The sequence below is a fragment of the Chloroflexota bacterium genome (assembly GCA_014360905.1).
Classification (GTDB): domain Bacteria; phylum Chloroflexota; class Anaerolineae; order UBA2200; family UBA2200; genus JACIWX01.
In genome coordinates, this window is record JACIWW010000001.1 from 26,069 (window position 1) to 48,163 (window position 22,095).

Annotated in this window: 18 protein-coding genes and 1 other RNA gene; 7 read left to right on the forward strand and 12 right to left on the reverse strand. The window is 51.9% G+C overall.

What is annotated here, in order from left to right:
• The first annotated feature begins 5 nt into the window (after positions 1-5).
• The gene (gene hflX / locus H5T67_00115; protein ID MBC7243723.1) at positions 6-1,316 is read left to right on the forward strand and encodes a GTPase HflX; all 1,311 of its coding nucleotides are present in this window, start codon (positions 6-8) and stop codon (positions 1,314-1,316) included.
• Between the two features lie 34 nt (positions 1,317-1,350).
• On the opposite strand, the gene pgk is transcribed toward hflX, so the two are convergent.
• The 12 genes from pgk to H5T67_00175 all read right to left on the reverse strand — a co-directional run bounded on the left by pgk (position 1,351) and on the right by H5T67_00175 (position 13,929).
• Positions 1,351-2,616, reverse strand: coding sequence for a phosphoglycerate kinase (gene pgk / locus H5T67_00120; protein ID MBC7243724.1), 1,266 nt, complete (start codon positions 2,614-2,616; stop codon positions 1,351-1,353).
• A 21-nt stretch (positions 2,617-2,637) separates the two neighbouring features.
• A complete protein-coding gene (locus tag H5T67_00125) occupies positions 2,638-3,666 on the reverse strand; it encodes a type II glyceraldehyde-3-phosphate dehydrogenase (GenBank protein MBC7243725.1) in 1,029 nt (342 codons plus the stop codon).
• A 55-nt stretch (positions 3,667-3,721) separates the two neighbouring features.
• Positions 3,722-4,531, reverse strand: coding sequence for a sugar phosphate isomerase/epimerase (locus H5T67_00130; protein ID MBC7243726.1), 810 nt, complete (start codon positions 4,529-4,531; stop codon positions 3,722-3,724).
• A 10-nt stretch (positions 4,532-4,541) separates the two neighbouring features.
• Positions 4,542-5,489 carry a transketolase family protein gene (locus tag H5T67_00135; protein ID MBC7243727.1) on the reverse strand — a complete coding sequence of 316 codons (948 nt, stop codon included), beginning with the start codon at positions 5,487-5,489 and terminating at the stop codon, positions 4,542-4,544.
• A gap of 4 nt (positions 5,490-5,493) precedes the next feature.
• A complete protein-coding gene (locus tag H5T67_00140) occupies positions 5,494-6,330 on the reverse strand; it encodes a transketolase (GenBank protein MBC7243728.1) in 837 nt (278 codons plus the stop codon).
• 90 nt (positions 6,331-6,420) lie between these two features.
• Positions 6,421-7,452 carry a sugar ABC transporter substrate-binding protein gene (locus H5T67_00145; protein ID MBC7243729.1) on the reverse strand — a complete coding sequence of 344 codons (1,032 nt, stop codon included), beginning with the start codon at positions 7,450-7,452 and terminating at the stop codon, positions 6,421-6,423.
• Between the two features lie 117 nt (positions 7,453-7,569).
• The gene (locus H5T67_00150; GenBank protein ID MBC7243730.1) at positions 7,570-8,508 is read right to left on the reverse strand and encodes an ABC transporter permease; all 939 of its coding nucleotides are present in this window, start codon (positions 8,506-8,508) and stop codon (positions 7,570-7,572) included.
• Positions 8,509-8,536: 28 nt separating this feature from the next.
• The gene (locus tag H5T67_00155) at positions 8,537-9,493 is read right to left on the reverse strand and encodes an ABC transporter permease (protein ID MBC7243731.1); all 957 of its coding nucleotides are present in this window, start codon (positions 9,491-9,493) and stop codon (positions 8,537-8,539) included.
• Positions 9,484-10,959, reverse strand: a complete 1,476-nt coding sequence (locus H5T67_00160) for a sugar ABC transporter ATP-binding protein (protein ID MBC7243732.1) — start codon at positions 10,957-10,959, stop codon at positions 9,484-9,486. Before H5T67_00160 ends, H5T67_00155 begins: the two co-directional genes overlap by 10 nt.
• A gap of 73 nt (positions 10,960-11,032) precedes the next feature.
• Positions 11,033-12,190 carry a zinc-binding dehydrogenase gene (locus H5T67_00165; GenBank protein ID MBC7243733.1) on the reverse strand — a complete coding sequence of 386 codons (1,158 nt, stop codon included), beginning with the start codon at positions 12,188-12,190 and terminating at the stop codon, positions 11,033-11,035.
• Positions 12,191-12,249: 59 nt separating this feature from the next.
• Positions 12,250-13,215, reverse strand: coding sequence for a creatininase family protein (locus tag H5T67_00170; GenBank protein MBC7243734.1), 966 nt, complete (start codon positions 13,213-13,215; stop codon positions 12,250-12,252).
• 39 nt (positions 13,216-13,254) lie between these two features.
• Positions 13,255-13,929, reverse strand: coding sequence for a GntR family transcriptional regulator (locus H5T67_00175; protein MBC7243735.1), 675 nt, complete (start codon positions 13,927-13,929; stop codon positions 13,255-13,257).
• Between the two features lie 202 nt (positions 13,930-14,131).
• Here H5T67_00175 and ptsP point away from each other — a divergent pair, with 202 nt between their 5' ends.
• The 6 genes from ptsP to H5T67_00205 all read left to right on the forward strand — a co-directional run bounded on the left by ptsP (position 14,132) and on the right by H5T67_00205 (position 22,070).
• Positions 14,132-15,859, forward strand: a complete 1,728-nt coding sequence (gene ptsP / locus H5T67_00180) for a phosphoenolpyruvate--protein phosphotransferase (protein MBC7243736.1) — start codon at positions 14,132-14,134, stop codon at positions 15,857-15,859.
• A 1,057-nt stretch (positions 15,860-16,916) separates the two neighbouring features.
• Positions 16,917-18,119 (forward strand): S41 family peptidase, encoded by a 1,203-nt coding sequence (locus H5T67_00185; GenBank protein ID MBC7243737.1) that lies wholly within the window; start codon positions 16,917-16,919, stop codon positions 18,117-18,119.
• On the forward strand, positions 18,116-18,571 hold the full coding sequence (gene smpB, locus H5T67_00190) for an SsrA-binding protein SmpB (GenBank protein MBC7243738.1): 456 nt from the start codon (positions 18,116-18,118) through the stop codon (positions 18,569-18,571). Before H5T67_00185 ends, smpB begins: the two co-directional genes overlap by 4 nt.
• 56 nt (positions 18,572-18,627) lie before the next feature.
• Positions 18,628-19,039, forward strand: a transfer-messenger RNA (tmRNA) gene (gene ssrA / locus H5T67_00195).
• 115 nt (positions 19,040-19,154) lie between these two features.
• Positions 19,155-20,552, forward strand: coding sequence for an aspartate aminotransferase family protein (locus H5T67_00200; protein MBC7243739.1), 1,398 nt, complete (start codon positions 19,155-19,157; stop codon positions 20,550-20,552).
• Between the two features lie 48 nt (positions 20,553-20,600).
• A complete protein-coding gene (locus H5T67_00205) occupies positions 20,601-22,070 on the forward strand; it encodes an MFS transporter (GenBank protein MBC7243740.1) in 1,470 nt (489 codons plus the stop codon).
• The last annotated feature ends 25 nt before the right edge of the window (positions 22,071-22,095 follow it).

The following is a 22,095-nucleotide window of genomic DNA, read 5'->3' on the forward strand; positions in this document are numbered from 1 at the left end:
AAAGCATTACGAGAAACAGAAATACGCATCCCATCCTTGCTGAGCCAGAAAGGGCTTATTTGGTTGGGGCAGAAGTAAAAGGCGAGGTTTACCCTTGGCGCCTTGAAGATTCCCTAGCAGAGTTGGCTGAGCTTGCACGCACAGCCGGCGTAGAGGTAGTGGGACAGACTGAACAACGCTTGGAGACAATCAATCCAGGCACCTATATAGGCAAGGGGAAAGTAGAAGAGTTAAAGGTTCTGGCTCGAGAGCTGGACATAGATACTTTCATCTTCGATGACGAACTCTCGCCAGCACAGCAACGCAATCTCGAAGAAGAACTGGGCACTAAGGTAGTGGATCGCACGGCCCTCATCCTTGACATCTTTGCCAAACACGCCCATACGCGTGAGGGGGCGCTGCAGGTGGAGCTAGCGCAATACATTTACCGTTTGCCGCGCCTGACCCGTGCCTGGACTCACCTAGCGCGCCAAGCAGGTGGGGCAGCGGCTCGTGGTGGGCCAGGGGGTGTGGGACTACGTGGACCAGGCGAAACGCAACTGGAAACCGACCGCCGCCTCATTCGTCAGCGCATCACTCAGCTCAAGAAAGAGCTGGAGCACGTGCGCAACCACCGCAAGCAATACCGCAAGCACCGCAAAGAGCAGGGCATGCCTGTTATCTCGCTGGTAGGCTACACCAACGCTGGCAAATCCACCTTGCTCAACACACTGACCCATGCTGGCGTACTGGCCACGGACATGCTTTTTGCGACATTGGATCCGGTTACGCGGCGTCTCATCCTCCCGGGTGGCAAGGAGGCGTTGCTGACCGATACAGTGGGCTTTATCCAGAAGCTACCCACGCAACTCGTAGCTGCCTTTCGTGCCACTTTGGAAGAGATCAGCGAAGCTGACCTAATCCTGCATATTGTTGACATAACGCACCCTAATGTACGAGAACAGGTGCGCACAGTAGAGCAGGTATTGAAGGAGATAGGAGCAGCTCATAAGCCAATGTTGGTCGCCTTAAACAAGATTGACTTGCTCAAGGACCCAGACAGCGCGCAAGTAGCAACCGCACAATTCCCAAATGCTGTTGCCATCTCCGCGCTGCACGGACAGGGCTTGGATAATCTCCTTCTCCAGATCGAACGCATGTTGACCCAACAAATGGTGCTAGTGCGGGCTCGCGTGCCCTATGCCGCAAGCGAGCTGGTAGCACTATTCCACAGGCACGGCATTGTTATGCAGGAACGTCATGGCCAGAGCGGCATTGTGATCGAAGGAAAGCTACCACCGGGCCTGATGGCCCGCTTCGAACCTTATCTCGAATGAGGTATCTGCTGAGGGTATGGTTTAGCGCTTGTGACTAGACCCCCCTCATTGAGGCTTGGTAGCGCTGTGCGGCACGCCGCAGAACCTCCACCACGGGTAGTTCTTGCCCTGACAGGAAGCGCACCATGCCGCCACCCGAAGTACACACGTATCCCATACGTTCCAGTACACCAAACTTGGCACCAGCAGCGACGCTATCACCACCACCAATCACCGAGTATCCGGGTGCATCTGCGATTGCTTTCCATAATCGCTCAGTTCCCAATGCACTCGTGCGATTCTCGTAGATGCCGGCCGGTCCGTTCACGAAGATAGTCGCCGCCTTCTGTATGAGCGAGATATAGCGAGCAATGGTTTGCTGTCCTATGTCTACGATGAGATGATCTGAAGGCAAATCCTCTACAGCAATTTCTCTCCGACCTCGGTCATCTACAGCCACATCTACGGGGTAGAGGATCTTATCTCCATAACGTTGGAGCAATTGACGTGCTTTTTCAATATAGGGAGTCAAGCCTTTCTCGTGGATAAAGCGCTCGGTTGGCTCTCCAAGCACGTATCCCTTGGCTAAGAGCATTACCTCACCATTCAGTCCAGAAGTCAAGACATAATCTGCAGCACCCTCACCTAAGACTTGCTCCATCATGCTAAAAGCATCAGCTATGCGTGCTCCACCCAAGACATAAACGCTAGGATGTTTGGGATTCTCTTTCACACGTACAAGGGCGCTGAACTCTTCAATAAACAGCCGTCCGCCTGCAGAAGGCAGAACCTCTGCAAAACCGATCAGCGACGGAGTGTAGCGATGGGCTGCAGCAAACGCTTCGCAGACATAGCAGTCTGCAAGCGGTGCTAAGTTGCGTACCAGCCATGTTTTGGCTAACTGCGCAGGAGTCAACTTTACAAATTGAACGAAAGTGGAAACTTCCTCAGTCAGATAGCGCACATTATTCAAAAGCAGCACATCCCCAGGCTGCAGCTCCCTGACTCGTTGCAAAGCAGCAGGGCCGACAATATCGTCCATGAATGCTACTTCCCGTCCGAGCAATTCGGAAAGGCACTCAGCATGTATGTCCAAAGGGACGAGGTTGTGGTAATCCTCAATATCCCCTTGATGCGCTAGCATCACCACACGAGCACCGACTTCTGACAGTTCTTTGATCGTGGGCAGACTTTTGCGGATGCGGTTGTCGTTGGCTAGGCGCCCTGTTTTGTGGTCAATAGGAGAATTGATATCCACACGCAGGATAACGGTCTTGTTACGAAAATCAAAGTCGTCTAAGGTGAGAATTCCAGCTTCCACAGCACCCCTCCCATGACATAGTTAGCGGCCTGGCTTCAATCCCAAATACTTGTTCGTCAATCCAACAGCTTCCAACCGGTTCGTCTGCATCATCATGCATGCTCGCACGCCATCAATGGTCTCGGGAATGGTTACGGCCTCTTGTGGGATGTTGATGGCAAACATCACATCCTGACCGGAAAAACCAATGCACTCTTCCCAAATTGCGATTTCATACATATCACTCCGCTTGTTCCCCAGGTGGCGCGCATATTGGAAAAGCGCTGTATTCGAATTGAAACCATCCGCAAGCCGGACGACGCGGATGCGCGGATGCTCACGGAAGGTTTCGAGCAATGCCTCCCTGCTCACTGATCTTTTGGGCGTGGCCACGATATTAATGATATGGCCATGGGTAACGGGAGTATGGACCAAAAGACCGGTAGCCTGCACATGAGGCATGATATGCATCAGGTCAACTGCCTGGTGGCTTGGTACTGGATCGGGTCTGAGCAAATCCACATAGCCTCGATGAGTATCTCCCGGATCGGCTACCCGACGGATAATCGTAATAGCGATCTTTTCTACACCCACCATGCGATCCACAGCATCCACTGCACGAATCAAACCGGTGGTATTACATGAGGTGAGCTTTAAAAATCTCTGTCCAATTCCTTTCTCATAATTCGCGTATCCATGGAAGAAAACATCAGCTATCTCATCCTTCTCTCCGCCCTGAAAAATAGCCTTCACCCCATGCTTTAGGTAAAGTTCTTTGTTTTTTGCTCCTATTCCGCCTGGGGCAGCATCCAAAACCACATCTACCTGATCCAGCAATTCCTCGAACGTGCCAGAAACGGGTATCCCTAGGGCATCAAATTCCGATTTGCGCGCAGGATCTACTATGAAAAGCCGGTATGGCATGCCGCTTTCATGAAGAGCACGAATGGGCAGTGTCGGCGTCACATCCGCGACTCCCACTAACTCCATATCTTCCTGCCTTGCCACACCATCTGCCAAACGCGTACCAATAGTACCATAACCAGCAACTGCAACTCTTACCTTGCTCATTTCATCGCCTCCTCTAAATTCATCAAGAATTCACAGTAATTTGCTGAAAGCAACATCACAGCGAGTGAAAGTAGTCAATAGCCAGTTTTGCTGCCGTCTCGCTATCAGGCCAGGGCAAAATTTCTGCGTTGATGTAACCCTTGAAACCTATCTTGCGGAGAACTGACACGACCTCCGCAAAACAAAGATGCCCTTGGCCAGGAGCACGGCGATTGCTATCCACTAGATGCACATAGCCAAGCCTCTCTCCCGCAAGCTCCAGAGATTGGGCTAGGGATACTTCTTCGATATTCATGTGGAATGTATCGGCAAGAATCACGACATTGTCCAGACCAACTTCATCTGCGAATGACAATGCTTCTGCAATCGTGTTCAGAAAATTGGTTTCATAGCGGTTAATGGGTTCGATAGCCACACAGACCCCAGTAGAACGAGCATATTCAGCATAGCTTCGGACCACTGCCAAGGCTTGCTGGCGTTGCTCGTCCTGCTCAGCGGGGCCTGCGCTGAGCTTGCCTCGAACCCCGCCTATGATCAGGCAACCCTGCCAAGGCGCAAGGAAATCTATGAATCGCTTCATCCTATCAAGCAATTTTGCTTGCACAGCAGGATCTGAGTTCGTTAAACTCAAACCATCCGTGTAATAAGACTGCCCTGTGGCAACAGCGGCCACCGACAAGCCTTTTTGGCGCACCATATCTGCGATACGCATCAAGAGTTCCGGAGATGGATCTAATAAACTTAACTCCACTGCGTCATACCCCAACTCTGCTGCTTTCTCGATGCCCAGTTCCCAATAGCCAGCGAACAGCAAGGGCGCAAAATTGGCAGGTTGGGGGGAAATAGACATGCTAGTTTTGAACATGCGTATCTCCTTAGCGAGACCTCGATTTCTGCAGGACAGCATGTGCAGCATCAGCTATATGCCGCGGCGACATGGAATACTTCTGCAATAACTCGGCGTTCGTGCCACACTCGCCATAGCAATCGCACAGCCCAATTCTCACCATAGGCGCAGGAGCATGTTCAGCAAGGACCTCAGCTACCGCGCTCCCCAGCCCACCATAGATATTATGGTTTTCGGCAGTAACAATTCCTTTGGTCTCTCGTGCAGCTTGAACTATTGCTTCCACATCAATGGGCTTTATTGTCGCGATGTGGAGAACACGCGCCTGTATTCCTTCCCCATGGAGAAGATGGGCTGCCTCAACACATTGCGACGTCATCATACCGCTCCCAATGAGCGTCACATCCGCTCCCGCCTTTACCTGCAGTGCTTTTCCTAAGACAAACTGGTAGCCTTCTGGTGAGATACGAGGCCAAGGATCCCGCGTGACGCGCAGATATACTGGTCCCCTGTACTCCACAATGGCTCGCATTGCCTGCTCCATCTCTTGGTCATCCGCAGGATCTACTACGACCATCCCAGGGATACCGCGCATAATTGCTACATCTTCGACTGCCTGGTGTGTGGCGCCGTTATTCCCGCTGACAATCCCACTGTAAGCACCGACAATTTTTACATTCGAACGACAATGGGCAATAGAGATAGCAACCTGATCGCAGGCACGACGTGAGGCAAAAACGCCGAAGGTACTGACAAATGGGATCTTCCCCATTAACGCCATGCCTGCCGCTACTCCCATCATGTTTTGCTCCGCGACTCCCATTTGAAAGAAACGCTCTGGGAATTCCTGAGCAAAGTAGACAACGCGAGTAGAACTGGCCAGATCAGCATCTAACACCACAATATCGCGGTTTTGTCGTGCTAATTCCACCAAAGTGCGTCCAAAAGCTTCCCGGGCTGATTCTACCATGGTCATCTCCCTATTGCTTACATCCGAGCTCAGCCAGCGCCTGAGCCAGTTGCTCCTGGTTGGGAGCCTTTCCGTGCCACGCTGATTGTCCTTCCATATACGAGACTCCCTTGCCTTTGATAGTATGTGCAATCACAATATGAGGCTGTCCTTTGCTCTGCTTCGCCGCCTCCACTGCTGTGATAATCTGCTGCATATCATGCCCATCGATCTCGGTCACTGCCCAGTTGAAACTACGCCACTTGTCTGCAACAGGAGCTATTTCCATCACTTCCTTTAAAGGGCCCATCAACTGTACCCTGTTGTAATCTAGAATCACCGTGAGATTATCCACTTTGTAATGCGCAGCCGACTCAGCCGCTTCCCAAACTTGCCCCTCTTGGCTCTCGCCATCGCCAATGAGACAATAGACATGGATTCCTTTTCCATCCATTCGTGCAGCCAGAGCCATGCCAAGAGCTACCGACAACCCTTGCCCCAGCGCACCAGTAGAGACCTCTATACCTGGAACCAGGTGCATATCCGGATGCACTTGCAAAGGGCTATCTATCCGCCCAAATGTCTTGAGCCATTCGACGGGGAAGAAACCCCGTTCAGCCAGCGTGGCGTAGAGACCAGCTGCACCGTGCCCTTTTGACAACACAAAACGGTCGCGCTCCTCCCAATCTGGGCGTTTGGGGTCTATCTTCATGATGTGGAAATATAAGGCAGTCAGAATATCTACCTCGGATAGCGATCCGCCTGGGTGACCCACTCCTGCTTCAGAGATAGTTCGTACAACGTGACAGCGGATCCTGCGCGCAGTTTCTTCCAGATATTGGATTTGTTGCTTGGAGAGCAATGTCATCTTGGCACTTTCCTATTCTAAAATCGAGGGCATTAGGGGAAGAATTTCCCCCAATGCCCTCTTTATGCAGTTGAATGTCACAAAATGGGGCTAGAGTCCGATACGGCTGGCGTAGTCCATGATGTTGCTCTTGTCCACAACAGTCGCCTTGGTCACGATCCGCTCCTGCACCGGCTTCCCATTCAGATAGTCAACCAATGCGCGAATCGCATCCCCAGCCTGCTGCCCTGGCCGCTGATCGCACGACACCACCATCCGCCCCTCGTAAATCGCCTTCAGGGCATCATTGTTCGCATCAAACCCGCTCACTAGGGTATTCTTCAGCCGACCAGCCGCTTCCAACGCCTCTATCGCTCCCAAGGCCATCTCATCGTTGCACGCGAGCACCGCATCTATCTCCGGATACGTCTGCAGCAGGTTCTCCATCACCTGCATGCCCTTCGCTCGCTGAAAGTCAGCCGTCTGCGAAGCCAATACCTGTATCCCTGAGTACTTCGCCAAGACATCGTCAATCGCCTTCTTGCGGTCAATCGCAGTCTGCGAACCAGTGGCTCCCTCCAGAATGATCACCTTCCCCTTCCCACCAAGCTTCTGCACCATGTACTCAGCTACCAACGTCATCGCTTCATAGTTCTCGATGGCTGAGAAGGTTATCACCTTGCCTCCAAAAGCCCTCGTGTTCGCCGTGGCTACGGGAATCCCCGCCTGATTCGCACGCTCTATCACCGGCACAATGCCCGCTGAATCCACAGGCACCAGCACGATGCCATCCACCTTCTTGGCAATCAGATCATCCACCAAACGCGTCTGCTCTTCCAAGTTGTTCGGCTTGGTCGGAGCCAGGTAAATTAGCTCGATGCCTAGCTCATCGCAAACCTGCTTGGCTCCTGCATGCATCATGTCCCAGAAGGGATTGTTCAACGCCTTGGTGACCAAGGCAAAGGTCAACTTCTTCGGCGCTGCCGTAGGCACAGGCGGCGTAGTTGGCTCAGCTGCTTCCGTCGGCTTAGGCGTGGGTGTAGGCATAGGTGTGGGTGTGGCTGCTGGCCGGCAGGCTGAAAGCACGATGCTTGCAGCCAACAGCATTGCAATCAGCAAGTAACCTCGTTTATTTTTGTACATGTCCTCTTTTCCTCCTCTCGCTTAGATTCTCAGAATTTATCTCAGAAACTAGCAAAATAAAACCCCTTTCGTGAATTCTCACCCCCTTTCGCAGGAATTTGGTAGCTAAGCGGCATTTCATGCTATCTTTTTCTTGATCCACATATCAAACCAGACTGCGAGCACTACTACTAGGCCAATCGCGAATTGTTGCCAAAGCGATGAGATCCTCAAAAGATTCATGGCATTGACCAGAACGGTCATGATCAGCGTGCCGATAATCGTACCGCCTATTCCGCCGCGCCCACCAGTCATGCTCGTGCCACCCATCACCGGGCTAGCGATGGCGGGAAGCAAGAAAGGAGACCCAATGTCTTGATCTACGGCATTGAGTCGAGCGGTCAGAATAATCCCACCCATGGCTGCCAAAAGACCGCTGAGCATATAGGTATAAATTAGGATGCGATCTACCCTCAACCCCGACGCTTTGGCTGCATAAGGATTCGCCCCTACGGCATAAATGCTTCTGCCCAGCGTGGTGTATTTCAAGAATAGATAGATGACTAGGGCTATGGCAGCCATAATCCATATTGGTACAGGAATACCTAAGAGGATTCCGCGCCCGATATAACGAAACTCGTTGCAGAAGCCAAAATAGGGAAAAGCGCCCATGATGGCAAAAGCAAGCCCCCTACCCACCCAGAGCATACCATACGTAGCAATGGCGGAGGGCAATTTGACTTTGGCTACTAGCATGCCGCTGACTAAGCCACATAATAAGCCTGAACCTAGCGCAGAAATAATCGCCAAGGTCCAATGCAATTTCGTCTGGGTGAGCACATAACCAGCAATGATGCTGGCCAAGGTCACCACTGAACCCATCGAAAGGTCTATACCGCCTGTTAGCAGCACAATCGTCATGCCTGCTGAAATGATGATTTGAGGCGAAGCCTGGCGCAGGATATTGATGAGGTTGCTAATCTTCAAGAAGTTAGGGTTAAGCACAGCGACAACCGTGCTCAAAAACACCAGCGCTAGCACTCGTGAGAACCTAAGCAAAAAGGATCTTGACGACATTCTATAAATCTCCTCCGTGGACTAGACGCTATTTTTGTGCTCCACTTTCGACTAAGACAGACAAGACGATGGCGCCAATCAGCACAGGGCCAATAATGGCCAATTGTATGTATGTCGGTATACCCATTACATTCAGCCCATTTCTCAGGATCAGGATAAATAACACACCAATGACCGCTCCAATGGCAGAGCCACGCCCTGCCGCAAAACTTCCACCCAGAACCACGGCGGAAAAGGCTTCAAACTCCATGCCCAAGCCAACTGTTGGCTGAGCGCACATATTTCGTGAGGTGGTCACGATGGCTGCCATACCTGCCATAAGGCCCGCATAGATGTATACCAGTACCTTATACCACCAGGCAGGCTTGCCGGTAAGCACGAGAGCCTGTTCGTTGCCACCCAAGGCATAGACATATACGCCGAATGGTGTAAAATTCAGCAAGGTGAACGAGCATAGAAAAGCCAGTAAAGAGAACCACATGGGGACAGGCAAGTTTAGAAATTTGCCGTTGCCCAGTTGGCCCACTGATGCAGGCAGACCCCAAATTACATTCCCGTTGTTCATGCCCAAGGAAATCCCAGCAGCAATCCCTTGAGTACCCAAAGTGGCGATGAAAGAGGGGATGTCCATCTTGGAAACAAAGATGCCATTCAACAGACCACACAAGCCCCCTGTAATGAGGCTGAGCAGCAACGCCACCGGGATAGGTAGTTTGGCATAGGCCAAGGCCCAAGCCATTACCATACCAGCCAAAGTCATAACAGCTCCCACTGAAAGCTCAATACCACCGGTAATCTTGACTACGATGACGCCCATGCATAGGATCATCAAAATAGCGCCCTGGCTCAAAAGATTGACTGCGTTGTCAACGGTAAAGAAAGCCGGGGTAGCGCGTGCAAAGAACACGACCAAGCCCAACAACACCCACGCTACAGTAGGAACTTTACTAAGGAATATTTTCAGTGAATCCAGGTTTACTCGCATGCTTTGGCTCCCATAGCACAGCGGATAATCTCTTCAGCCTTTGCACCGCGCGAAAATTCACCGGCGATGCTGCCCTCATGCATGACATAGATCCGGTCGCTCATTCCCAATATCTCTGGCAACTCCGATGAAATCATCAGGATCGCATTCCCCTCATTGGCCAGTTGATCCATGAAAGCATGGATCTCTGCTTTGGATCCGACATCAATGCCACGAGTTGGCTCGTCGAAGATAAAGATCCTTGGGCCTTTGCACAACCACTTGGCAACCACTACTTTTTGCTGGTTTCCTCCACTGAGATACTGCACCTCCCGATCCAAATCAGGCGGAGAGACGCGCAGCATTCGCACGTATTTTCCGGCTTCTAACTGCTCCTTCCGTGGGTGCAAAATACCCTGAGGGAACAAGTGCCTCAAACTTGCCATCACAACATTAGTTTGCAGCGGGAGAATGGGGAAAATACCATCGCGCTTTCGATCCTCGGGCAGCAGCCCGATGCCCATATCTACTGCTCGGGGGGGATCAATGTGGTCTACTTTCTTTCCCATGATTTCAATTGTGCCAGCAGAGTAAGGATCCAGGCCAAAAATGGCACGCGCCGTCTCTGTCCGTCCAGAACCGACCAAGCCTGCTAAGCCGACAATTTCCCCAAAACGTACCTCGAAAGAAACATGGCGCAATTTGTCGTGCGTGCAAAGGTCTTGTACGCGAAGGGCTACCTCCCCTGGCTGGCAATAATGGCGTGGGAACAAGTCTTTAATCTCTCGGCCAACCATCATTTTGATGATCTCATTCGCATTTGTGTCCGAAACCTTGCGCGTACCGATGCGCTGGCCATCGCGCAAAACTGTCACCCGGTCTCCTATAATGAATAACTCTTCTAGGCGGTGGGAAATATAAACAATGCCCACGCCATGCTCTTTTAGCCTGCGGATGGCATCGAAAAGCTGCTCAATTTCCCGAACCGTTAAAGCGGAGGTAGGCTCATCTAGCACGAGAATGCGTGCTTCCTGAGAAAGGGCTTTGGCTATTTCCACCATCTGCTGCTGCGCCACGCCCAAGGTCATTACAGGCGAACGCGTATCTATAGGTACGCCCATAGAGTCCATTAGGTTATAAGCTTCTCGATGCATGGTTCGTTTGTCCAGGAAAAACCCGGCTCGTATTTTCTCACGCCCAAGGAAGATGTTCTCTGCGACATCGCGGTAAGGCACTAATGTAAACTCCTGATAGACCATGGCGATGCCACATGCCTTAGCCATAGCTGGATCCCAGTTTGTCTGCGATACGCCATTTATCACGATCTCCCCGCCGTCCCGAGCGTAAGCACCGGCTAGGATCTTCATCAAAGTGGATTTCCCAGCGCCGTTTTCGCCCACCAGCACGTGGACTTCGCCTGGATATAAATCAAAATCCACATTGTCCAAGGCTTGCACACCTGGGAACGATTTACTGATACCTCGCATCTCTAGTATGGGTCTGTCCTTTGCCTGCACGCTCCCTCCCACATTTCACATAACTTTATGCGTCGAAGCCGCTTTACATCTGGAAGACTACTTTGAGTGCATTCTCTTCAAACGACTTGGTTATCGCTTCTTGTGCCTGATCCAATGGATAACGATGCGTGATCAGTTTTTCGAAGGGGAACTCGTTGCGGTGTCGGTGCATCATCTCCATAGCAACATAGTAACCATCGTGTGGGTGGTTCGTATTGCCAAAGAGCAGAACATTCTTGGCAGCGATATGGCGGTGCACGTTCAGCGTTACTGTGCTATTCGTATCTACAAAGTTTCCAGTCTCCAGATACGTACCACCACGGCGCAACATCTCTAAGCCAACCTTGAGCACTTCGGGGCGACCTACGTTCTCCACGACTACATCAGCGCCACGTCCTTCTGTTTCGTCGCGGATCATCTGAACCAACTCTTGATCAGAAAGCTCCTTGACGTTGATGCCCATGTCCGCTCCGAACTGCTTGGCCATTTCCAATTTCATCTCGCTTTCATCAAGGGCAATGATCTTACCTGCTCCGAGCATACGCGCCTTTGCCACCATCATCATGCCCACTGCACCGACGCCCTGAACTACCACCGTATCACCAAAGTGGAAGCCCTTGCCCGCATAAGCAGCATACTCTTTCGCACGATCTAGCAGAGCCGTCACGACAAAAAGCTCAGTCAGACAAGCATGTTCCACGGATAGGTACTCAGGCACTTTGTACACCCAGGACTTGGGCGGCAAGTACATGTACTCGGCCCAACCACCGACGATATAGGGGAATTGATCAGAACGATAGGTCATGCCAATGCCCTGGTGCTTCGCACAGTACGGGTAGCCATGAACGTGCCGACAATACCAGCATTCCCCACAGATCACGTTGGGGCAATTCGTTACCCGATCGCCAATTTTTAGGTCCTTGCCACTGTATTCTATCTCCGAGCCTTTGCCATTCATCTCCACCACGATGCCGGCATTTTCGTGGCCATGCACGCAAGGGAAAACCATGTCCTGTTCCGCTTCCGTGCCACCATACAAGGTCAACTCACCCTTGTAAGCGTGTTTATCTGTACCACAGATGCCAGACATCTCCATTTTCACTATGACGGCACCCGGCTCTAGATGATCCGGATACGGCAGTTCCTGCACTTCTATTTTTCCTGGAGCCACCATCACTGCTGCTTTTACTTTCTCTGGCATATTCTTCTCCTGCACGCAAGTATTTGTGCTTTGTGCTTAGCCAATTAGAGAAGCGCCTATCATGGCGGATAGGCTATCGTGTATAGGTGCTTACCACCCTTGGTAGGTCCTTTCAGCAATGCTTCGATCTCCTCCGGAGAACGCTGGGTCAGTTTTTCTGTGGGTGGTAACACTCCTGCTGGATAGCGTTCCATGATATCATTCACTAATTTCTCCAGGTAATCCAGAATAGCATAAAGCCCTGGTTTTGCTTTATCCATTTCGGCTAGGGTTGCACAGCCTACGACACCTTCTGGCGTAGCAATAACTTCAATCGTGGAAGCGCCGACATGCTGCCAGAAGGGAATGGGGAGATTATAAGCGGAACCTGACATATCAACGTGCCCAGGAGGCATCAGGCTCTCACCTTTGGTATCCACCGCATCTTCCATCTTGATCATCTCTGGGAACAAAGCCAGGGAATACGAAGTCTCGCATTCATCAGCATGGACAAAAGGCGTCTCAAAAGGACCACCATGCTTCTTATCTCGGATATGCTCTTTGATAATGAACCACCAGTTCACATTGATCAGCAATGCCGGCACCTGATACTTCTTTGCCCATTGGTGCATTGCCACAGGAATGGCATAATCCTGTCCATGCCCATTCAGCAGAATCTGCTTGCGGAAGCCGCTATTCCAAAGCCCTGCAATGACTGCACGCAAGTAAGCGATAAAGGTTTCCTCGGGAATCACAATAGTGCCAGGCATCCCCAGATGATGGAAAGGATGCGAACCGTACCAGACGGGCTGGGCAACGGTGCAGCCCGTCTTTTGCGCCACGAGCTCCGCCATACGGGTGACCAGAAACGTGTCTTCGCCGGAACAGGCATGAGGGCCATGGTTTTCCGTGCTGCCAATGGGCACAATAATCAAATCGTTCTTCTTAAGCCGCTCCTCGATCTCCTTGCCGGTCATATTTTGCAAGTAAATGCCGGTTGCTCGATCCATGTGTCCGCCTTCGGGCGGGAGTTTCCATTTGTTCATCGTATCGCGTGACTCCTTTCTGCTTGTGGTAATGTAAGATTATTCCTCAGGTAAATCGAGGAATTGCGACAATCTCTCTTTTACTGCACGGATATGCTCTCCCATCCGCCTACCTGCTAGTTCTGCATCACGCTGTAACAGGGCTTCCAATATTCTTTGGTGCTCCTCTACCGAAATCCGCACATTCTCCATGGAACGTAAGGAAAGCACGCGCTCGCGATGGATGAGATCCTGAACACTATCCATCATTGTGATTAGCCAATGATTCTGGGCATGGTTGATGAGGAATGAATGAAATTCGATCTCGGTTTGCAGGAACTGGGCGAGATCTTCTCGCTCCATAGCGGCAGCATTTTCTTGATAGAGTTTTTTCAAGTAGGCGATATCACTCTCCGTAAGAGCCGAGGTAGCTTTTTTCACGGCGTGGCTTTCCAGAAGTTCGCGCAGTTCAAAAAGTTCTTCTAGATCACGCTTAGTAATCCCCGTTACAAAAAAACCAACGCGAGGCACAATCCGCACTAGACCATCTTGTTCCAGTCTGAGCAATGCCTCGCGTACGGGAGTTCGGCTGATGTTTAACTGTTCCGCCAGTTCATCGATGTGTAATTGGGCGCCGGGATTTATCTTCAGAGTAAGGATAGCCTCTTTGATAACGCCATATGCCCAATCCGTCAATGCTGTTGGCTTACTTCTTCGAACAGGAAGCTCAACCATTGAACTTTTCCTACAATATGTGGTATACAATGTATAGTATATCACATATTCTCAAATTTGTCAAGCGCAGTTTTCACTGATCCTTGCCAGGAGTGCTACAATTCGGGCGTCGCAGCAAGCGCAGACACAAGCGCAATTTGTCATCAAGGGAAACTTTGGTCATAATACCTGCAAATCTGATCTTCTCATCGGAGTGAAGCAAATGAAAACCTATCGGGGACTTGCAGCTTCTGCTGGGATTGCTATCGGGCCGGCTTTGATCTACTTGCCAGAAGAGAAATCGTTACAAACATCCCTAGGGTCTGTTGACCCGGCGAGCGAACTTGTTCGTCTCGACCAGGCAATCGCAGAAGCACAAAAGCAACTGGCCGCGATTTATGAGAAATCCGTAGCTGAGGTAGGGGAGGAGGCGGCGGCAATTTTTCTGGCACATCAGGAATTTCTTTCTGACCCAGAATTGCTTGATGCAGTCAAAAGGCAGATTCAAGAGCAGCGTTTGCCAGTGGAGACAGCGGTGGAAACCGCTTTCGAGATGTATGCTCAGCAACTGGAAGCTTTGGAAGATCCTTACTATCAGGAGCGAGCCCTGGACCTGCGCGATGTAAGCCGCAGGCTGCGCCGCATCCTCGCTGGTGTGCAGGATCAGGAAATGCTCACCAATTTGACTTCTCCGGTCATCGTTATCGCACGCGACCTGACTCCATCGGACACCGCCCAGATGAACAAGCGCATGGTCCTGGGGTTCTGCACTGCCACAGGTGGGTTGACCTCGCACACGGCGATTATCGCGCGCATCTTAGGGATTCCGGCCGTTGTAGGCATTGGTGAAGCCATCCTGACAGTGCAGGCAGGAGCGCCATTGATCGTAGATGGACATGCTGGGGTCGTGATCGAAAACGCAGACAAAGACACCATAGCCAAGTATGCCCAGCAGCGGGATGTGGAAATCGCGAAGCGGGAAAAGGAAAAGGCTGCTGCGCATAGGCCAGCAGCCACGTCCGATGGACATCGTGTGGAAGTCGTAGCCAACATTGCGGATGCAGCATCCGCTCAAATTGCGTTGGACTTTGGCGCAGAAGGGGTAGGACTGTTCCGCACCGAATACCTCTTCCTGAATCGCCAGAGCGTCCCCACGGAAGAAGAACAATATCGAGATTACCGCGCCGTAGCAGATGTGCTCGGTGATCGCCCCCTGATCATCCGCACCCTTGATATCGGGGGCGATAAACAGCTCCCTTACCTGAACATAGGGCAGGAAGCCAATCCCTTCCTTGGCTGGCGTGCCATCCGCCTTTGCCTAGATAACCCGCATATCTTCGAGCCACAGCTCCGCGCCATCCTCCGCGCCAGCGTAGGGCGCAATGTCCAGATCATGTTTCCCATGATCGCAACCTTGGAGGAGGTGCGGCGTGCCAAAGAGATCCTCGCTCGCGTTCAAAGGCAACTGGCCCAGGAAGGCATCCCCTTTGATCCCAAGACACAAGTCGGGATTATGGTGGAAGTGCCTTCGGCGGCAGTGATCGCTGATGTATTGGCACCCGAAGTGGACTTTTTCAGTATCGGCACCAATGACCTGATCCAATACACGATGGCTTGCGACCGAGTTAACGAGAAAGTGGCCTACTTGTACGATCCGTTGCACCCAGCAGTATTGCGGCTGATTCAGAATGTGATCCAGGCTGCCCATCGTGCCGGAAAGTGGGTTGGCATGTGTGGCGAGATGGCGGGTGACCTTGAAGCCATTCCCGTGCTCTTAGGCTTGGGGCTTGACGAGTTCAGCATGAACGCGCCCACCATTCCTGCTGCGAAGGCTTTGATTTCCTCACTGACTCTGTCGCAGGCACAGGAGATTGCCCGAACTGCGCTATCCAAGAGCAGTGCAGAAGGAGTGCGTGCATACTTGCACAGTCTAGGCTTCGCGTCGCAGTAGGGGATTGGGGTAATATACATTACATAACATATGTTTCTATATACGCAGGACGCACCCTGTGCTTGCGCCATTGGCTGGCCCTTGGTGCGTCCTTTCAGTGCTCCAGCATCAACCTCGAGGTCTTACATAATACAGCCTTAATATCCGATCTTCAGTATACCAATATGACATAATAAAGACACCATTTCCCTCCTGATTGCATCCTGTTTTCTGGCTCTTTCTATCTTACAACTAACCCTCACATATCATACATACCATTAGCGGTTCACGTGTAGGTAGCGCGTCTATTCCTGGCGCATATCGAATCCTGGTGCTTGCGCACTGGCTTGTACAGAAACCAGTTTGTCTGATCCAACATCGCTGTAAATTAAAATGTACAGACGAGAGCTTTCTGGTCGGCTTTTCCTCAGTCTGCAGTCCATCGGGCATGCAAGATAAAGATAGGCGCATCCACGCACATCGCATGGTAAAGAGCGGGTTTGAACTTCGCACTATAAATCTTATGTATACAAAAGGGCTTTTTATAGACATAACATAGCAAGGCTGCGCCAGGTTTTGGCACCACCTGGCTGCCCAGGCTTAAACTCTGAAAGTCCAATACGCAAAGATCTCGTGACTTGGTCTTTGGCGAAGCTCTGCCTTCTCGTCTAACTGCCCCGGAGGGACTAGTGCCCAGCGCATGAGAGCCGTTCCTGGTGCTTTTGTCCAAGCGATGAAGAGCTCTTTCATGCGCACAGCGGTTCTCTGAACAATCAACAAGTTTGCAGATGCGCTATTTTGTGATAAAATTTTTACAGTTAATCGCTGATAAATTGCTTTGCATTTTGGGTTATGTCAACAAAAGCAACGACCCTATCTCTTGAGAAAGCGTCTTCATCCCCCTACCCCACTTGGCCGTCAGGCGATAACCTATGGCACGAGCGGTGATCTGTTAGCATCCGTGGAGAGCACAAAAGGATGCACTGGTAGAAAAAGGTCGGGTTGCTGCTTCAACAGTCCTTGTCGCAGGCAAAGCTTTTGGTTTCATGGTTATGTCAATACTGGAAAGAAGGAGCCTATGGATAAATGGCAAAAATGGGCAGTTGCTGCCCTGCTCATTACCCTTTTGGTCACAACGGCATTTGCCGCTGGTTTCGGCGTAGGACGCTATGTCGTGCCGCCCTACCAGCACCCCGGGGAAGGGGGCGCTGAGAAGCAGCAAGAGCAATTCCGCATTTTCTGGGAAGCATGGCGGATTATCGAGGACAAGTTCTACTCCGAACAGCCACTCAATTACAAATCCATGATCTATGGTGCTGTGCGAGGCATGGTCGCTTCCTTGGGAGATCGCCATACGGCGTTCCTCACTCCAGAACAGGCTAACGTATTCAACCAAGACCTCGAAGGAGAGTTTGGCGGCATTGGCGTGACGGTCAACATGACGGAAGATGGCTATCTGCAGGTGGTCAGGCTCATACCTGGTGCGCCCGCTGAAAAAACAAGCCTCAAAGCCGGCGATCTCATTCTGGAAGTGGATGGCAAATCAATCCAAGGACTGGACCTGGCTCAGGCAATCAGCCTGATCCGTGGGCCGAAGGGCACGACCGTGCGGCTGCTGGTCAAGCATTTCGAAGGTGATACAGAGGAAATCACCGTCACACGTGCCCTAATCGAAATCCCTACCGTAGAGAGCCGTGTGCTAGACCATGACATTGCCTACCTCCGTCTGTGGGAGTTCAATGCGCGGGCTACTGCTCTTGTGCATGAAAGCCTGAAACAACTGCTAGAAAAGAACCCACCTGGGCTTATCTTGGATCTACGCGGCAACCCAGGAGGATACTTGCACATTGTTGTACAAATCGCTAGCGAGTTCATCCCCGAAGGAGTGGTTGTCATCGAGCGCAGCAGCGATGGCCAAGAGACTAGACATACTGTCTCTGGCTTAGGCATTGCCACTAAGATACCTCTGGTTGTGCTCGTGGATGGTAGCAGTGCTAGTGCCGCAGAGATCCTTGCTGGTGCCATTCAGGATCACAAGCGCGGCGTGTTGATCGGGGAGCAGACTTTTGGCAAAGGCTCGGTGCAGATCACCGAACGCTTGAGCGACAACTCGGCTCTGCAGGTGACTATCCGTCGTTGGTACACGCCCGCGAACCGCGCTATAGAAGGACAAGGCTTAACCCCAGATATCGAAGTAGAAATAACTTCTGACGATTGGCAGGCATTGCGTGACCCGCAACTGGAGCGGGCAATTTCCTACTTGCTTTCCCAAGTGCAATGAGCGAAATCAAAGTTATTGCCACCAACCGCAAAGCCTATCATGACTATTTCCTCCAGGATACTCAGGAGGCAGGCATTGCCCTGACTGGCACAGAGATCAAATCGGTGCGTGCTGGTCGGGTCAACTTGCGCGATAGCTACGTGCAGATTAGAAACGGCGAGGCTTGGCTTATAAACGTCCATATTGCCCCGTACGCCGCGGGGAGCAGGGAAAACCCCGACCCGCGCCGAGATCGCAAGCTACTGCTGCACAGCCGTGAGATCGCCCGCCTACAGAGCGCAGTCCAGGAAAAGGGCTTGACTATTGTGCCGCTGAGGCTGTATCTGAAGAACAATCGGGCGAAGGTAGAAATTGCCCTGGCACGAGGTAAGAAGCTTTACGACAAGAGAGAAGCAATTGCCAAGCGAGAAACGCAGCGCCTCATGGAACAGGAGCTGAAACGACGTCGCTAGTGATTGTATCTTTGCTTATTTGCTCTTTTTGCAAATTCAGTATATAATAATGCTATGGGGATGACAGGTCTCGACGGGGAGGGCTGGCTCGAGACTGCAAGCAGAGGTGCCTCCACCTCGTAAAACAGGGGCAAACAATAAGTGCCAATACAGCACGAACACCGGCGTATGCTTACGCCATGGCTGCGTAAAGCAATCTAGCGTAAGCGCACGCTTTGGCCACTAAGAATGGCCACGTCCATCCCCCTCTCGCTGCCGGTGGAGTGGGATTGGGCGTCATAGGAACCGGAGTGCAGCTGCCTCCATGCTGATAAAGGCAGCCTAAGACCCTCCAACGAGGGATCAGCTGGCTCCAGAGCAACTCTGTCGGTTGAGGTGCATGGAGCGAGAGCAAAAAACCGACTAAGCTTGTAGGATGTCTCCAGCCGAACTCTTCGGACGCGGGTTCGATTCCCGCCATCTCCACTGTTTGGTTAGTAGTATCGCCGCATTATAACAGGCTATCTAGCGGAGATGTCCCGCTGTGGATGAAACCCACATTCGCCTCCCACCCAAGGGCAAGAGCAAGGAAGAAATCCTGGCAATGATGAAAGCCCTCCGCCAGGAGGATGTCCAATGGCAGCAGGGTCGTATCTTCAGCCTGGTGTACTATGCCAACGATGAAATAACGGAACTACTGAAAGAAGCCTACTCCCTGTTCTTCTCCGAGAACGCGCTCAACCCCACTGTTTTTCCCAGCCTGCGCCGACTGGAGACAGAAGTCGTAGCCATGGTTGCCGCTTTACTGGGTGGTGATGACAACGTCGTGGGCAACATGACTTCGGGAGGCACAGAGAGCCTCCTGATGGCAGTGAAGGCAGCCAGGGATTGGGCGCGTGCTCACAAACCTGATATTCAATGCCCAGAGATGGTTTTGCCCATCACGGCTCACCCCGCTCTGGAGAAAGCAGCACACTATTTTGGAGTAAAGCCAGTCCATTTCCCCGTAGGCAATGATTTCCGTGCCGATATAGCGGCTGCACGCAGAGCCATTACTCCGCGTACCATCCTCCTGGTCGGCTCTGCCCCCTCCTACCCCCATGGAGTAATGGACCCTATATCCGAGCTGGCTCAACTCGCTCAGGAACGCGGCCTCTGGTTTCACGTAGACTCCTGTGTGGGCGGGATGATGCTGCCATTCGTCCGTCGCCTGGGCTACCCGGTACCAGAATTTGATTTCCAGGTGCCTGGCGTAACCTCCATCTCAGCGGACCTGCACAAGTACGGCTACACCGCCAAGGGCGCATCGGTTATCCTCTACCGTAATAGAGATTTTCGTCGCTATCAATTCTTCGTTCATACGGATTGGCCAGGCGGCATCTACATCTCACCTACCATGGCCGGCACCCGGCCCGCCGGGCCTATCGCCGCTGCCTGGGCCTTGATGCACTTCCTGGGCGAAGAAGGATACCTGGCCTTGGCAGATACAGTGATGAAGACCGCCTTAAAGCTCCGTCAAGGCATTGCAGATATCCCTGGCATCCACATCCTGGGCGAACCAGAGATGAGCATCATGGCCATTGCATCCAATAAGCTGAATATCTATGAGATTGGCGATGAAATGGCCTTGCGCGGTTGGCACCTCGATCGGCAACAGTTTCCCCCCAGCCTGCACCTGACGGTTACACCTGCTCATGCTGCTGTGGCCGATCTCTTCTTGCAAGACCTGGCGGATGCAGTGAAACTAGCCAAAAAGCCCAGCCTACAGAAAATCGGGAGCAGCGTGATGCTCACTTTAGCCAATGTTGCTGCCAGGTTGTTGCCGGAGAAACTAGTCAGTTGGCTGACCTCTCGTGCTTCGGCATTGCTGGGAGGAAAAGGTACAGGGCTACCACAGCGCTCAGCTGCAATATATGGTATGATGGGTTCACTGCCGAACCGTGGCGATTTGCGCGAATTAGTTCTCGATTTGCTGGATCGCCTGACAAGCCCAGAGAGATAAGTTCCACCTCAAAACCATACCCTGCCCAACAGAAAGGAGGGAATATAGGTGAGCACACAATCGAGCCACGAAACAATGCCCCATTCTGTGGAGCTAGAGAAGCCACACCGCCTTGCCTTGTGGATCAAGCTTATCTATGGCTCAGGTGAATGGAGCTATGCCAGCTATGGCACTTTGCGCCAGATTTTCTATGCGATATTCCTCACCGATGTAGTTGGACTAGAGGCGCGCCTGGCTTCCATTGCCGCTCTGTTGGGCACTATCTGGGATGCCATCAACGACCCCTTGGTCGGGGCAATCAGCGATAACCTGAAAACCCGCTGGGGACGTCGCCGGCCATTTTTGCTCTTTTTCTCCATTCCCTTTGGCTTGAGTTTTTTGCTCCTCTGGTGGGCACCCCCGTGGTCAAGTCAGATTGCCCTGATGATCACGGTAATGCTCGCTTTTATGATTAGCGATACAATGCAAACCCTGGTATCTGTTCCGTATGTCAGCCTCACTCCCGAGATCACCCCTGATTACGATGAGCGCACCTCCTTAGCCAGCTATCGCATGTTCTTCAACTTGCTGGCTTCGTTGATCACAGCCATATCTGCACCCATGATTGTGAAAGCAGTGCTCAGAGCAGGATTGTCCCAACAGCAAGGGTATCTGACGGTCGCAGCTCTATTTGGCGGACTGGCCACTTTGCCTTTTCTGCTGATTTTCTTTGTCATACGAGAGCGTTTTGCTCAGCGCATCCAAGCCATAGAGCCCGTTTCCATCCGCAGTCTCGTGCAGACACTTTGGAGCAATATCCCCTTCCGTTTCGCCGTTGCGATCTATATGCTGAATTGGATCATTTTCGACCTGGTAGCGATGGTGTTGCCCTTTTTCCTGCTGTATTGGGTCGCTCAAGGTAATTTGCTCGCCTCAATTAACCTTTTTGGTGGAGAAATCGCTCTGGAATCGGTAGTCTTGGGATTGCTATTGATCACTGCCGTGGTAGCCTTGCCTTTGTGGACCTGGTTATCCCATCGTTTCAGCAAACGTACCGCTTATTTCCTCGCAATGAGCGCCTGGGCAGTAGTGCAAGCTTTTGTTCTCATGGTGCAACCTGGGCAAATGAACTTGATCATCGCGCTGGCACTGTTGTCTGGATTGTGTGTTTCTGCGGCCCATGCCCTCCCTGATGCTATTTTCCCCGATGTGATCGAATGGGATGAACTGCGCACGCGCCGTCGTCGCGAGGGAATCTACTACGGCATCAAAAACTTTGTGCGCAAGTTGGCTGGAGCATTAGCCATCTTCTTCGCACTGCAAGTGCTGGGGTGGTTTGGCTACCAATCACCGCCCAAGGGTGCGATCCAGTTCCAGCAAGCACCAATCACTTTGACCGCAATCCGCATGTTGATTGGGCCTATTGGGACCTTCTTGCTGGCCATGGTTGCTGTGGTAACCTGGTTTTATCCCCTGACCCGTGAACGTCATGCCCGCGTGCTACGCCTGCTTGCTCGCCGTCGGCAACGTCAGGTCTGAAACCCTCCTTGTGTTGTGTTTGACA